Genomic DNA, 12,993 nt, shown 5'->3' on the forward strand with positions numbered 1-12,993 from the left:
GAATATGCAGGTTTCGCGCCGGGTCTAGACGGCTTGGACGCCGAGGTCCAGCTTTCACCCCTCGATAGGCATGAAGTGTCGCGGCGATTCACCATTAAAGTGGCATTCGTCGCCCCGATTCCTGACCGCTCCGCCCGCGTCAGCGCTTGCGCACGCTCACCTTGCCAGCCGCTTTTCGCGCCCGCTCGCGCGCCTCTTCAATGGTCGATCCGCGCGCCACGGCAACGCCCATGCGCCGCTTCTTGAAACTCTCCGGCTTGCCAAACAGGCGAAGCTCGCTTTCCGGCACGGCCAGCGCATCCTCGAGCCCGTCGAACACCACACCTGCAGCGTCGATCCCGCCATAGATGACAGCGCTCGCACCGGGGGATCTCAGGCTTGCATCGACGGGCAGGCCGAGAATGGCGCGCGCATGCAGCGCGAACTCGCTCTGATTCTGCGTCGCGAGCGTAACAAGCCCGGTATCGTGCGGGCGCGGGCTGACCTCGGAAAACCAGACCTCATCGCCCTTCACGAACAGTTCCACACCGAACAGGCCGAGGCCGCCCAGGGCATCAGTCACCTTCCGTGCCATATCGCGCGCTGTTTCCAGCGCTTTTTCGCTCATGGGTTGGGGTTGCCAGCTTTCAACATAGTCGCCGCTTTCCTGCCGGTGACCCACCGGTTCGCAGAATACCGTGCCGTTCGCCGCGCGCACGGTCAGCAATGTAATCTCGAAATCGAAATCCACCTGTCCTTCGACAATCACCCGCATCTCGCGCTTGCGGCCGGCCTCCAGCGCATAGATCCAGGCATGGTCGATATGGGCTTCCGACTTCACATGCGACTGGCCCTTGCCGGATGACGACATCACCGGCTTCACAAACACGGGATATCCAATCTTCTCGGCGGCCTCGGCCAGTTCGTGTCCCGTCGACGCAAACGCATAAGGACTCGTCGGCAGGCCGAGTTCCTCCGCGGCGAGCCGGCGAATGCCTTCCCGGTTCATGGTGAGCTGTGTCGCCCGCGCCGTCGGAATGACGGTCGCCAGCCCTTGCGCTTCAATCCTGGCCAGTTCGTCCGTTGCAATCGCCTCGATCTCCGGCACGATCAGATGCGGCTTTTCCTGCTCGACCAGCGCTCGCAGCGCCGCAGCATCGGTCATGTCGACCACATGGCTGCGATGGGCGACCTGCATGCCCGGCGCATTCTCATAACGGTCAACGGCCACGACTTCCGCGCCGAGCCGCATCAGCTCGATCACGACTTCCTTGCCAAGCTCACCTGAACCTAGAAACATGATGCGCGTCGCCGACGGCGACAGCGGCGTACCGATGGAAACCATGTCTACCGCGCCCCTTCTGCCGGGGCTTCAAACAGGCTGATACCCTCGCCCTTGACCAGCCGCACCAGGATATAGGCGAGAAGCCCCACCGGCCCGAACAGGAAGCTGGCAATCAGGCATGGCGCAACGGCCATATGCGGCAGGCCGCGCCGCTGCGCGTCACGCCCGATCCAGGCACCGACGAAAAGATCAAAAACGAGATAGTGGCTCCAGCCGATCAGCACACCATTCGGATGGCTGAACAGGGCAGACACTCCGGCAATCGTGGCCATGCCAACACCCTCTGCAGACTGGCCGAAAAACATCGAGGCGATGAGGCAGATTGTGTAAAAGGCGCCAAAGACGAGCGGATAGATACCGGAATGCACAACAAGCTGGGTCGTCCGCCATTTCGGCCCCAGCACCAGCAGCAACCAGGCCGGCACCACCAGCGCATTGATCACGACGTAAACAAGCTCAAGACTCATCGCCCTTCCCCTCCCCATAAGCCCGTGGTCGGGCTTATAAGAACAGTCTGGCGCTCTCCGCAATACTTTCTGCCCCACCGAAAGGGCATGCCGTTAGCCGTGAGCATCGCAGCCTTATGGTTCGACTTCGCTCACCATGTCGGCTTGATGCATCCTTGGAGATAGCCCGCCATGGTGAGCGAAGTCGAACCACTGGCGGGCGACTGGTAGATATGATTGCTCCCATCGCCCCTCCCCGCGCGCGGAGAAGGTCGGGATGGGGCTTTCGAACGCTCGGAGGCCACGGCAATGGCTCTCAAGCTATTTGCGGTACCGGGCCGGTATAGACGGACTTGGGCCGCACCAGCCGCCCTTCTTCGATCTGCTCGCAGGCATGCGCGATCCAGCCGAGGATGCGCCCCATCGCAAAGATCGCCGTGAACGCTTCGCGCGGTATGTCGAGCGCTTCGAGCAGGACCGCCGTATAGAATTCGACATTCGTCTCCAGCGACCGCTCGGGATATTTCACCGCGAGTGACTTCAGGACGGCGCTTTCGATATGTTCGGCAAAGCCGATGCGTCCCGCCGTTCCGGGCAGCTGCGCAACCGCCGCCTTCAGCGCGTCGGCTCGTGGGTCGCGCACGCGGTAGACCCGGTGACCAAACCCCATAAGGCGCTCCTTGCGGGCCAGCGCCGCCTCGATCCACTCTTCGGCATTCTCCGGCGCACCAATAGCGTCCAGCATGTCGAGGACCGGCCCCGGCGCGCCGCCATGCAGCGGACCTTTCAGGGCTGATAGCCCGCCAAGCGCAGCCGACGTCAAGCCGGCCCGCGTGGATGCGATCACGCGCGACGCAAAGGTCGATGCGTTCAGCCCATGATCGGACACCGTCACCAGATAGGCCGAAAACGCCTTCACGTCCGGCGCGGGGGCGGGCCGACCGCGCATCATGCGCAGGAAATCCTCCGCCTGACCAAGCGACGCATCCGGTGCAATGGGTTCAAGCCCCTGCAATTCGCGGATTGCTGCAGCGGTAAACACTGCCGCCGCAGCTGGCAGCGCCAACGCCGTCTCCAGCGTCTCATCGTCGGCAAGCAGGCTCCATCCGGTGCGCAGATAGGAGACTACCCCGACAGCCGGGCCGAATGTGCCGACATGGCTGAATGCCGCCCGGCGCGCTTCGCCAAGGGCCCGACGGACGCTGCCCGCATCGCCGGGACAATCGAGAAAGCCGTCCCAGAGCAGCGCCAGCGTCTCTTCATAGCCAAGCTCGGCCGCCAGTTTCTCGACTGGCCAGCCCCGGATGACGAGGCGGCCGGCCTTCCCGTCCACATCGGAAAGAACCGTTTCGGCAGCGACAATGTTTTCAAGTCCAGAGTCCATTGCAATTTCTCCTGTTTTTCACCGGAGATGTCTGGTAACGACTCACGAACGTCAATCTTGATCAATAGCATCAATATATGAAGTGGATTCCCCGCGATGCCGCACTGGAGCGGCTCGGCGTCAAGCCTCAGACGCTCTATGCCTATGTCAGCCGCGGTGTGATCCACTCCCGCCCGGACGAGACCGATTCGCGCATCAGCCTCTATTCAGCCGCCGATATCGACGCCTTCCTCAAGCGGCGCCGCACGGGCCGCAACCGCAATGCCATCGCCCGCGCCGCTATCTCATGGGGCGACCCGGTCATGGAAACCGCAATCACCACGGTACGAGACGGGGACCTCATCTATCGCGGCAATTCCGCCATCGAACTTGCCAGCACCGCGACGCTCGAAGAGACCGCCGCCATCCTCTGGCAAGCCGACGACTTTCCTGAGGTTCCGCCCATCCTGACCGCCGTTCCCGGCGCGACCGGCAAGGCCCGCCTGCTCTCCAGCCTCGCCGCACAGGCCGCCATCGATCCGCCCGGCTTCGGACGCGGCCATGACGCTCTCATCCATGACGGCGCGCGATTGCTCGACAACGCCTCCCACGCCATCACGCGCCAGGGCGGCCCGAACCCGTTTCATACGCGCCTTGCCCGCTTCTGGAGCCTGAACGCTGAAGGCGAGGACCTTGTCCGCCGCGCCCTCGTCCTTGTCGCCGACCATGAACTGAATGCGTCGACCTTTGCCGCGCGTATCGCCGCCTCGACCGGCGCATCGCTCGCCGCAGCGGCGCTTGCCGGGTGCGCAGCGCTGACCGGTCCCCTGCACGGCGAAGCCAGCGCCCGCGCGCTCGCCTATCTTCGCCACGCCACCGAAACCTACCCGAATACGGCGCTGGGCGCTCTTGCAGCCCGGGGCGAGCGCGTGCCAGCTGTCGGTCACCCGTTATATACAGGCGGTGACCCGCGCGCGGCCCACCTCATCGACTGGCTGTCCCCCTCACGCCTGGTGCAAGACGCGATTGATGCCGCAGAAGACGCAGCCGGACAGGCCGCCAATATCGACATGGCACTGGCTGCGCTGACCATGGAGCTGAACCTGCCCGACGATGCGCCCTTCCTGCTCTTCGCCAGCGGTCGCCTCACCGGCTGGATCGCCCATGCCATCGAACAGCTTACCTCCGGCAAGCTGATAAGGCCGCGCGCCACCTATACCGGCACCTGACCCCACCCCTACCCCCCAGAAGAGAGGGGGTGGCGCGCCAGCGGCGTCGTGGTTCGACTTCGCTCACCATGTCGCCTTTTGGAAGGTCAAGGAGAGCCCGACATGGTGAGCGAAGTCGAACCATAGAGGGCGGTATTCACAAGCGTCTCAGACCGACGCCCCTCCCCCCTCTATCCTGAGCCTGTCGAAGGAGGGAGGGTCGGGGCGTGGCTTAGGCCAGCTTCTCCGCCAGGACGACAACCGCCTCGGACGTAATGCCGAACTTCATGTAGAGGTCCTTGTACGGCGCGCTTGCACCGAAACTGTCCATGCCGACAAAGCCGCCATCGAAACCGATCCAGCGGTCCCAGCCAAAACGCACACCGGCCTCAACTGCAATCTTCGGCAGGTCGCCGCCCAGCGTCTCGCGCTGATAGCTCGCCGGTTGCGCTTCAAACAGCTCCATACAGGGCATGGAGACGACGCGTGCGCCAATGCCCTTGCTTTCAAGCTCGGCCTGAGCGGCCACGGCAATCTCGACCTCTGAGCCTGTCGCGATCAGCACAAGCTTCTCGTCCGCCTTTGCCGGTGAGAGCACATAAGCGCCCTTTGCCGACAGGTTCTCATCCGTATGCGTCTTGCGGACGCTCTTCACCTTCTGACGGGTCAAGGCGATAGTCGACGGGCCATCGGCATTCTTCAGCGCCAGCTCCCAGCATTCCGCCGTCTCGACCCCGTCCGCGGGGCGGAAGACATGCATGTTCGGCATCGCGCGCAGCGAGGCGACATGTTCGACCGGCTGGTGGGTGGGGCCATCTTCACCCAGGCCGATGGAATCATGCGTCATCACATGGATGACACGTTCGCCCATCAGTGCGCCAAGCCGGATCGCCGCGCGTGAGTAGTCTGCAAAGACAAGGAAGGTGCCAGAATAAGGGATGATGCCCTTGTGCAGCGCCATGCCGTTCATTGCCGCCGCCATGCCATGCTCGCGTACGCCGTAATGTACATAACGGCCCGCCCAGTTGTCCGGCGTCATCGGCTCGGTCGCCTTGGTCTTGGTGTTGTTGGAGCCTGAAAGGTCTGCCGAACCACCGACCATTTCCGGAATGGCCTTGGTCAGTTCTTCAAGCACAGCGCCAGACCATTGGCGTGTCGCCTTGTCCTCGCCGCCATCCACGACCGCTTTCTTGTGCGCCTTGACGACAGCGGCGATGTCCCCCAGCTCGCCGGCCAGCGCCTTGTCGAACTCGTCTTTCAGCTTCGACGCATCATGGCGGGCCTTCCACTCATCGTGGAGGTGCGCGGCATGCGCGCCTTCGCGCTTCCAGGCGTGCTCGATGTCTTCGGGCACGACAAACGGTTCATGGCTCCAGCCGATATTCTTGCGGATCCCGGCGATCTCGTCAGCGCCATAAGGGCCGCCATGCGCCTTGCCTGTCCCGGCAATCGTCGGCGCACCATAGCCGATGATTGTCTTGCAGGCGATCATGGCCGGCTTGTCCTGGCGCTGCGCCCATTCGAGCGCACCATAGATCTCGCGGGTATTGTGACCGTCAATCGCCTTGGTCGCCCAGCCAGCCGCCTCGAATCGCTTCAGCTGGTCAGTACCGTCGGAAAGATCCGTCGAGCCATCGATGGTGACGGAATTGTCGTCGAACAGAACGATCAGCTTGTTGAGCTTGAGGTGTCCGGCCAACGTGATCGCTTCCTGGCTGACCCCTTCCATCAGGCAGCCATCGCCTGCAATCACCCAGGTCTTGTGATCGACGAGGTCATCGCCGAAGCGCGCATTCAGGTGACGCTCAGCCATCGCCATGCCGACGGCGGTCGCAATGCCCTGCCCCAGCGGGCCGGTTGTCGTTTCAACACCCGGCGTCACGAAATTCTCCGGATGGCCCGGCGTCTTCTGGCCGACCTGACGGAAATTGCGGATCGCATCGCGCGTCACGCTTTCATAGCCGGTGAGGTGGAGCAGCGAATAGATCAGCATCGAGCCGTGGCCCGCCGACAGGACGAACCGGTCCCGGTCCGGCCAGAACGGGTCGCGCGGATCATGCTTGAGATAATGCGTCCACAGCACGGTGGCGACATCCGCCATGCCGAGGGGCAGGCCAACATGCCCCGACTTTGCCTGTTCGACCGCATCCATCGACAGAGCGCGGATGGCGTTCGCCATGTCCTTGTGTTCAACCGCCATGCTGATACCCCTGCTTTTTGCAACGCTTTGGACGCCTGCAGCCTTTAATGTCAACCTGCTTGGCGAACTGGCCTGCATCCTGCTATCGGGAAAGCTATGGATAAATTGAATTCTGCTGCGGAAAGTCTCGACCGGGCGCTGTCACGCCTTGAAGGCGCGCTCGACACGCTTTTCGAGCGCGCGGGAGATCCGGGCGTCGTAAAACGCGAGCTCGCCGCCATGGTCGCCGACCGCGCACGCCTCGCCGATGAGCTTGACGCCTCGCTCGCCCGTGAGCGGCAATTGCAGGCGCTCGCCGATGAAGCCTCCGAAGCGCTCGGCTCGGCCATCAATGAGGTCCGCGCCGCCCTCAACCGGGAAGGGTCAAGCTGATGGCCAAGGCGGACATCACCATTCGCGGCCGTGAATACGCCGTCGCCTGCGCCCCCGGACAGGAGGCCCGCCTCGTCGAGCTCTCGCGCCGTCTCGACAAGCGCGTGCGCCAGATCGCTGATGCTGTTGGCGATATTGGAGAAGCGCGCCTGCTCCTTGTTGCCGCGCTTGCCCTGCTCGACGAACTCGACGCCGCCCGCCGCAGCACGCCCGCCGATCTCAGCCAGCAGAAGGCCGCTTCGGCGCTGTCCGATGCCGCCGCACGCATCGAAGCCCTCGCCCGGCGCGTTGAGGCCGGCCAGTGACCCCAGACGGGCGCCCACCCGGCCAGCGCGATCTCTCGGTCCTCATCCCTTTCTTCAATGAGGAAGGAAACGTCATCCCGCTGCTCGACGAGGTGCACGAAGCGCTCGCCCATCTCGACTATGAAATCGTCTGCGTGAATGACTGCTCGGCCGATGCGACAGGCGCCGAACTCGCGGAGGCCCAGGCCCGGCACCCGGACCGCGTCATCATCCGCACCCATGTTCGCCGCGCAGGCAAGTCTGCCGCCCTGATGACCGGCCTTCGTGCCGTTTCAGGACGCTGGACACAGCTCATCGACGGCGATGGCCAGAATGACATTGCCGATACGAAACGCCTCTGGGCCGAAATCATCGCGCCGGGAAACACCGGCAAGCTCGGCCTCATCGCCGGCAAGCGCAACAGCCGCAATGACAGTGGCTTCAAATGGCTGCAATCGCGCGTCGCCAATGGCATCCGCCGCTTCATGCTGCGCGATGACGCCACCGACACAGGCTGTGGCTGGAAGCTGATGCGCACGGACGCGTTTCGTGAACTGCCCTATTTTGCCAGCATGCACCGATTTCTCCCCGCACTCATCAAGCGCGCCGGATGGGAGGTGCGCGAGGAACTGGTGAACGACCGCCGCCGCTGGCATGGCAGTTCAAAATACGGCTTTCTCGGCCGCCTCGGCGCCGGCATCGCAGACCTGATTGGCATGTTCTGGCTGGTGCGCCGCGGCAAGCCCGGCATCGCCGCAGAATGGGACGATCCGCGGGCGGACGATCGGAAGTAACGCAACCGCCGACACCTGCGAAGGCAGGTGTCCATGCAGCGACTCCAAACCGCAATTGATCGTTGAGAAGGCGGTCCATGAATGCCTGCCTTCGCAGGCATCTGCGGAAAACTGGTCTCAGTCCAGCGACGCAAAGAAGTCCCGATAGAGCGCGGCTGCCTCGTCTCCCAGAAGTCCCGTCTCGACAGCAATACCCGCCGTCTCCAGCGCGCCCTTGCCGCCTGCACCCTGCGGGTGAAGGTCCATCACCGACACGAAGACTTTCGCAACACCCGCATCGATGAGCCGCTTCGAACAGGCATCCTCACCGGTTGAGCGTTCCCGGCAGGGCTCCAGCGTCACATAGACGATCGCGCCGGCCGCCGACTTGCCCTTCAGCCCGCCCAGCGCGAGCTGCTCGGCATGCGGACGACCGCCATCACCAGTCGCGCCCTCGCTCAGCACCTTGCCATCCAGACCCACAATCACACAGCCTACGGACGGGTTCTTGCCCGTGCGCCCATGCTGGACCTTCGCCAGGCCGATTGCGCGGCGCATATAGGCTTCATGGTCCAGACTCATTCGAACACCACCGTTCTGACGCCATTGAGGAACACACGGCCTTCGGCATGCGCGGTTACAGCCCGCGACAGCACCCTTGCTTCGATATCGCGGCCAATCTGGGCCATGCGCGCCGGGCTCATGCGGTGGTCCACAGGGGCGACATCCTGCGCGATGATCGGGCCTTCATCGAGGTCAGCCGTCACATAGTGGGCCGACGCCCCGATCAGCTTCACGCCGCGCTTGTGCGCCTGGTGATACGGCCTTGCGCCCTTGAAGCTTGGCAGGAAGGAATGGTGGATATTGATGCAGCGGCCTGAAAGCTCCTGGCAAAGCCCATCTGACAGCACCTGCATATAGCGGGCGAGCACGACGAAATCGCTGTCCGTCTCCGCGATCAGCTCAAGCAGGCGCGCTTCGGCGTCCGGCTTGGTGTCCCGCGTCACCGGCACATGGTGAAAGGGCAGCTCATGACGCTCGGCCAGCCAGCGCGCATCCTCATGGTTTGAGACAATCGCACTGACATCGCAGCCCAGCTGGCCGCGCCGATGACGATAGAGAAGGTCATTCAGGCAATGATCGCCCTTCGACACCATGATCAGCGCCCGTGGCACGTCATCCTTGCGCCGCAGCGACCAGCTCATCTCCCGCTTCTCCGCCAGCGCACGAAAGCCCGCCTCGAAGCTCCCACGGTCAAAGCCTTCTGGCGAATCGAACTCGACCCAGACGAAAAAGCGTTCCGAATCCGGGTCGCCGAAATCCTGGCTCTCGACGACATTCAGTCCGCCGCGCGCCAGATAGCCCGCCACATCGGCGAGGATACCAATGGCGTCGGGTGCGGCCGCTCGAAGGATATAGCGTTTACCGGGCATCGTCGCTTATGGCAGCGTTGGCAATTCGGTCGCACGCGCCTCATCGAGATAGCGCGCCCCGGTTGGCTTCAGTGAGGCATCGAGCTCGATCAGCAGCGGATTGCCGGTCGGGATCTCTACACCGGTAATCGTCTCATCCGGCACGTTGAACAGATGTTTGACCAGCGCGCGAAGCGAATTGCCATGCGCCGCGATCACGACATCCGTGCCTGATTTCAGCACCGGCGCAATATCGCTCTCCCAGAAGGGCAGCACGCGCTCCAGTGTCAGTTTAAGGCTTTCGGTCGCGGGCACATCGACGCCGTCATAGCGCGGGTCCTTGGACAGATCGAACTCGCTGCCAGCCTCCATGGGCGGCGGCGGGACATCATAGGAGCGACGCCAGATATGAACCTGCTCGTCGCCATGTTTCTCGGCAGTCTGTTTCTTGTCGAGGCCGGTGAGGCCGCCATAATGGCGTTCATTGAGACGCCAGTGCTTCTCCACCGGCAGCCAGACCCGGCCCATCGCCGTCAGCGACAGCCACAGCGTGCGGATGGCGCGGGTCTGCACCGAAGAGAAGGCCTGACGCGGTTCAAAGCCGGCTGCCTTGAGAAGCTCGCCTGCCCGTTTCGCTTCGGCTTCGCCCTTTTCGGTGAGGTCGGCGTCCCACCAACCCGTGAAGCGGTTTTCGAGGTTCCACTGGCTCTGGCCGTGTCGGATCAAGGCAAGCGTCGGCATATCGATCATCCCGTGCAATTTGTTCTACAACAGCCGCCCTTAGAGCATGGCCATGCCAAATCCAAGCGCGACACAAAGCGCGCACGCAAGAAACGTGCGCTTCGACGCGCCTGTGCAACCTACTCAAAGGCCAGAGATGCTGGCACGTTATTGGACGCGTCTTCGAGCTGACGGACGGCCTCGGCGATATCGGCTTTGTCTGGGTCGGCATGACTTTCGAGCACCGCGCGTTCAAGCACAAGAATCTCGCTCAGGGCCTCGCAGGCGCATGCAAGCTGATCTGAAACCGACACGCCCTGCGTCCAGAAATCCTCGACGCCGTATGATGTCGCCCCGCCCGACAGGAAGGCTTTGCCGGCAAACCTCATTCTCATGTTCTCGAGTTTGGCAACAGCGAGCTTTGGCCACTGGATGAAACCGAGCGGATTATCATGCGTCGCTGCATCCTGAGCGACCCCATCCACATCGCCGCTGAGAAAGAATTCAAGCCGTCTGGTCACGTGCCAGGCGATCATCAGGAGCGAACTGGTCATCGCATCCGCCGCAATGGCAAGGCCAGGCAGGGCGAATGAACCGCTTGGCACGATGGTCGGCTCACCAGCGGCCGTCTCGGTAAGCTGCGGATTTCCGCTCGGAAGCAGCAGGGCACGGTCCAACTCCACTGCGAGGTTTGACAGCGCCATCGCCGTCCCATCGATCACCTGGTCGATCGCGCGGACCGATACCGGCGGCTGACGCATGTCGCCAGCCGCCGGTCTGGCGTTTTCATACACGAAACCAAGCGCTTCACGGCTCAACGACCGTTGTTCGGGCCGCCGCGACCACTCATCCCGTCCGCCTCCAGGCACCCGCTCCAGAAAGGCCTTCGTGTTCGCGAGGAGCTGCTTCCAGGCCAGGTTGGCCTGCGACATCGCCCAGGCCGTCACCCCGACATGAACGAAGGCGCCATTGATCAACGCCATCCCCTCACCCGGCTTCAGCGTATATCCGGGCGACCGGCCAAGAAGCTCCCGCGCCCAGTGCGCGGCGGGAATGACATCACCGGAAGAGTAGCTCGCATTTCTGGCAATGGCCGGGGCAAACCCCCTGTCAGCCGTTGCCGACAGAATGTGTCCATAGAGGTCTGGCGAGACGAGGCTTGCGCCAGCCGCAACCGCATAAGCCTTTGCCAGTGTCACACACACGCCGACATCGCCTGAAAACCAGTTATTCACCGGCACACAATGGCTCTCGATCAGCGTGTTCTGATACCGGGCACTATAATCATCGTCCGGTGCCTCGTCGTCGCGATGTCCCGGCAGGGTTGTCAGGCCATAGATGCGCAAGCCGGGTGAGGCCTCGCGCAGACGCTCGACCTTAGAATAATCCGCAGCGACGCGTGTCTCTGCCGCGTTCAGACCGGCCGGAAGCTCCCGCGCGGCGCAGGCCTGCAGGAAGGTTCTGAGCGTTTCAGTCTCGCTTGATCGTTGCATACAGAGCTCCGGCTAGCACGAGGATAGCCACCACATGCATGGCGATATTGAAATCCATCCACCTAAAAAGATCGTAAGCGCCAGCGATTTCAAAGTTTCGCGTCTCACCCGCAAAGTCGAACAGGTCCACCACAAGGGACAAGAGCTGCGCTGCGCCGAGCAGGAAGATGACGAATTGCAGCGTCCTTCTGTCGGACCGCTGGAGCAGGAACGACTTGCGGTCCAGCCTCGACTGCACCAGCTCATCGCGCCTTCTAACAGCATCGATCAGTTGCCGTGTTCCGAACACCTCATTCAGGCTGTCGAAGAGAACGCGCCGGTTTCCCTGAAAGGATATCTCGGCATTCGACAGCTCATTGCCCGTGAACTCGATGAAGTTCTCCATCCTGTGATAATTCTTGATGGAGCGCCTCATCTGCTTCATCGAATCCTGCGAGGCAATCTCCCGGTACATCCTGTTCTGATTGGAATTGAGGATGTCGAACAGGCAGTAGAAGTATTGCGAGACCGAACACGACCGCAGGAAGTCTTCGAGAAGGCCGGCCTCGCCGACCACGCTCGATCCGACGTGGAGATGGCAACCGTCCCTGACATTCTTTCCCAGGGTCAGGATGTCGCCCGCCCTCAGCAGCTGCATGACGGCCGGACTGTTCCGCATCTCTTCATCAACGACATAGATGCGGTGCGCCCAGAACATGGCGTGGTCCTCCTGGCTCCATCTGGGATAGGGGTGATGGTTGAGATCGGAGAAAATGAGGTAGGCGTTCTGAGGTCTCGTGAACGGCGCGCCTCCAACCTTTCGGCCCGACAGCGCGCTGAGCGGCTCTGAAAGAATCGTATTGCTGAAGTCCTGAACCGCCGCGTCGGCAAGATCGGAAAGAAAGCACTCGAACACACTCGGATCCACACCAGACGGGACCCTTGAGAGGTCCAGCGCGCCGGTCAGGCTTGCGACTGCAAGCGTATTGTCGAAGCACTCAATGTACCCGCCGAGTTCGAGCGATGCGATAAGCGGGCGCCAAAGCGGGTCATCATGGGCGTCTGCAAAGCGAGTGATCACCTCTCGAAAATACACATCCGACAAGTGCACCTTGGCCAGTGGGCGACAGAACCAGGGGATTGAATCATCCGCCAGCGTTCTGAGCCCCCGCTTGGTATCATCCAGCGACGGCTCCAGCACCTCCACCGACATCACCTCTGCCCGCGCAGCCGCAGAGCTGAATGCCCGCTCCAGCTCCCTGGCCGCCTCCTGCCGGTGCACGCTCAGATGTTCGGATTCGGCATTGAGCAAAGTCCTGAACGGAACGGAAAGCCCGAACTTCATACACAGTCCCCCTTATTCGACCCTGAGAGGTGTACGGAACGAAGACGTCCTGATCCAGACCTGCCGGCCAATTG

13 protein-coding genes are annotated in these 12,993 nt (G+C 62.6%); 4 read left to right on the top strand and 9 right to left on the bottom strand.

Annotation, left to right across the window (positions count from 1 at the left end; translation table 11 throughout):
- Positions 1-139: 139 nt before the first annotated feature.
- The 3 genes from purT to B8746_RS04810 all read right to left on the bottom strand — a co-directional run bounded on the left by purT (position 140) and on the right by B8746_RS04810 (position 3,154).
- A complete protein-coding gene (gene purT, locus B8746_RS04800) occupies positions 140-1,324 on the bottom strand; it encodes a formate-dependent phosphoribosylglycinamide formyltransferase (protein WP_084392091.1) in 1,185 nt (394 codons plus the stop codon).
- A gap of 2 nt (positions 1,325-1,326) precedes the next feature.
- Entirely contained in the window at positions 1,327-1,791 is a 465-nt protein-coding gene (locus tag B8746_RS04805) for an ABA4-like family protein (RefSeq protein WP_084392092.1), read from the bottom strand.
- 295 nt (positions 1,792-2,086) lie between these two features.
- The gene (locus B8746_RS04810; RefSeq protein WP_084392093.1) at positions 2,087-3,154 is read right to left on the bottom strand and encodes a citrate synthase/methylcitrate synthase; all 1,068 of its coding nucleotides are present in this window, start codon (positions 3,152-3,154) and stop codon (positions 2,087-2,089) included.
- A gap of 77 nt (positions 3,155-3,231) precedes the next feature.
- Between B8746_RS04810 and B8746_RS04815 the strand changes: the two genes are divergently transcribed.
- Positions 3,232-4,362, top strand: coding sequence for a citrate/2-methylcitrate synthase (locus B8746_RS04815; RefSeq protein WP_084392094.1), 1,131 nt, complete (start codon positions 3,232-3,234; stop codon positions 4,360-4,362).
- A gap of 211 nt (positions 4,363-4,573) precedes the next feature.
- Here B8746_RS04815 and tkt read toward each other — a convergent pair whose 3' ends face one another.
- The gene (gene tkt, locus B8746_RS04820; RefSeq protein WP_084392095.1) at positions 4,574-6,541 is read right to left on the bottom strand and encodes a transketolase; all 1,968 of its coding nucleotides are present in this window, start codon (positions 6,539-6,541) and stop codon (positions 4,574-4,576) included.
- 96 nt (positions 6,542-6,637) lie between these two features.
- On the opposite strand from tkt, the gene B8746_RS04825 reads away from it, so the two are divergent.
- Genes B8746_RS04825 through B8746_RS04835 form a run of 3 tightly spaced genes read left to right on the top strand, consistent with a single transcriptional unit; the run spans position 6,638 to position 7,991 of the window.
- Positions 6,638-6,913, top strand: coding sequence for a DUF4164 family protein (locus tag B8746_RS04825; RefSeq protein WP_084392096.1), 276 nt, complete (start codon positions 6,638-6,640; stop codon positions 6,911-6,913).
- Positions 6,913-7,218, top strand: a complete 306-nt coding sequence (locus B8746_RS04830) for a cell division protein ZapA (RefSeq protein WP_084392097.1) — start codon at positions 6,913-6,915, stop codon at positions 7,216-7,218. Before B8746_RS04825 ends, B8746_RS04830 begins: the two co-directional genes overlap by 1 nt.
- Complete coding sequence (locus tag B8746_RS04835; protein WP_084392098.1) at positions 7,215-7,991, top strand: glycosyltransferase family 2 protein; 777 nt, start codon at positions 7,215-7,217, stop codon at positions 7,989-7,991. Before B8746_RS04830 ends, B8746_RS04835 begins: the two co-directional genes overlap by 4 nt.
- Positions 7,992-8,108: 117 nt before the next feature.
- On the opposite strand, the gene B8746_RS04840 is transcribed toward B8746_RS04835, so the two are convergent.
- From B8746_RS04840 to B8746_RS04860, 5 genes are all read right to left on the bottom strand, one after another.
- Positions 8,109-8,552 (bottom strand): bifunctional diaminohydroxyphosphoribosylaminopyrimidine deaminase/5-amino-6-(5-phosphoribosylamino)uracil reductase RibD, encoded by a 444-nt coding sequence (locus tag B8746_RS04840; protein WP_233123922.1) that lies wholly within the window; start codon positions 8,550-8,552, stop codon positions 8,109-8,111.
- The gene (gene purU / locus B8746_RS04845) at positions 8,549-9,403 is read right to left on the bottom strand and encodes a formyltetrahydrofolate deformylase (protein ID WP_084392099.1); all 855 of its coding nucleotides are present in this window, start codon (positions 9,401-9,403) and stop codon (positions 8,549-8,551) included. The genes B8746_RS04840 and purU overlap by 4 nt, the downstream gene beginning before the upstream one ends.
- 6 nt (positions 9,404-9,409) lie before the next feature.
- The gene (gene gpmA / locus B8746_RS04850) at positions 9,410-10,123 is read right to left on the bottom strand and encodes a 2,3-diphosphoglycerate-dependent phosphoglycerate mutase (RefSeq protein ID WP_084393119.1); all 714 of its coding nucleotides are present in this window, start codon (positions 10,121-10,123) and stop codon (positions 9,410-9,412) included.
- 119 nt (positions 10,124-10,242) lie between these two features.
- Entirely contained in the window at positions 10,243-11,595 is a 1,353-nt protein-coding gene (locus B8746_RS04855; RefSeq protein WP_084392100.1) for an aromatic amino acid lyase, read from the bottom strand.
- Complete coding sequence (locus B8746_RS04860) at positions 11,573-12,919, bottom strand: hypothetical protein (protein WP_084392101.1); 1,347 nt, start codon at positions 12,917-12,919, stop codon at positions 11,573-11,575. Before B8746_RS04860 ends, B8746_RS04855 begins: the two co-directional genes overlap by 23 nt.
- Positions 12,920-12,993 lie beyond the last annotated feature (74 nt).

Origin of the sequence: Henriciella pelagia, from assembly GCF_002088945.1 — a bacterium.
Taxonomy (GTDB): domain Bacteria; phylum Pseudomonadota; class Alphaproteobacteria; order Caulobacterales; family Hyphomonadaceae; genus Henriciella; species Henriciella pelagia.

What these genes read in the sequence shown, in the direction of transcription:
- B8746_RS04830 (WP_084392097.1), top strand. Translation starts at nt 6,913, where the DNA reads ATGGCCAAGGCGGACATCACCATTCGCGGCCGTGAATACGCCGTCGCC.
- purU (WP_084392099.1), bottom strand. Translation starts at nt 9,403, where the DNA reads ATGCCCGGTAAACGCTATATCCTTCGAGCGGCCGCACCCGACGCCATT.
- B8746_RS04825 (WP_084392096.1), top strand. Translation starts at nt 6,638, where the DNA reads ATGGATAAATTGAATTCTGCTGCGGAAAGTCTCGACCGGGCGCTGTCA.
- B8746_RS04805 (WP_084392092.1), bottom strand. Translation starts at nt 1,791, where the DNA reads ATGAGTCTTGAGCTTGTTTACGTCGTGATCAATGCGCTGGTGGTGCCG.
- B8746_RS04860 (WP_084392101.1), bottom strand. Translation starts at nt 12,919, where the DNA reads ATGAAGTTCGGGCTTTCCGTTCCGTTCAGGACTTTGCTCAATGCCGAA.
- gpmA (WP_084393119.1), bottom strand. Translation starts at nt 10,123, where the DNA reads ATGCCGACGCTTGCCTTGATCCGACACGGCCAGAGCCAGTGGAACCTC.
- purT (WP_084392091.1), bottom strand. Translation starts at nt 1,324, where the DNA reads ATGGTTTCCATCGGTACGCCGCTGTCGCCGTCGGCGACGCGCATCATG.
- B8746_RS04840 (WP_233123922.1), bottom strand. Translation starts at nt 8,552, where the DNA reads ATGAGTCTGGACCATGAAGCCTATATGCGCCGCGCAATCGGCCTGGCG.
- tkt (WP_084392095.1), bottom strand. Translation starts at nt 6,541, where the DNA reads ATGGCGGTTGAACACAAGGACATGGCGAACGCCATCCGCGCTCTGTCG.
- B8746_RS04810 (WP_084392093.1), bottom strand. Translation starts at nt 3,154, where the DNA reads ATGGACTCTGGACTTGAAAACATTGTCGCTGCCGAAACGGTTCTTTCC.
- B8746_RS04855 (WP_084392100.1), bottom strand. Translation starts at nt 11,595, where the DNA reads ATGCAACGATCAAGCGAGACTGAAACGCTCAGAACCTTCCTGCAGGCC.
- B8746_RS04815 (WP_084392094.1), top strand. Translation starts at nt 3,232, where the DNA reads ATGAAGTGGATTCCCCGCGATGCCGCACTGGAGCGGCTCGGCGTCAAG.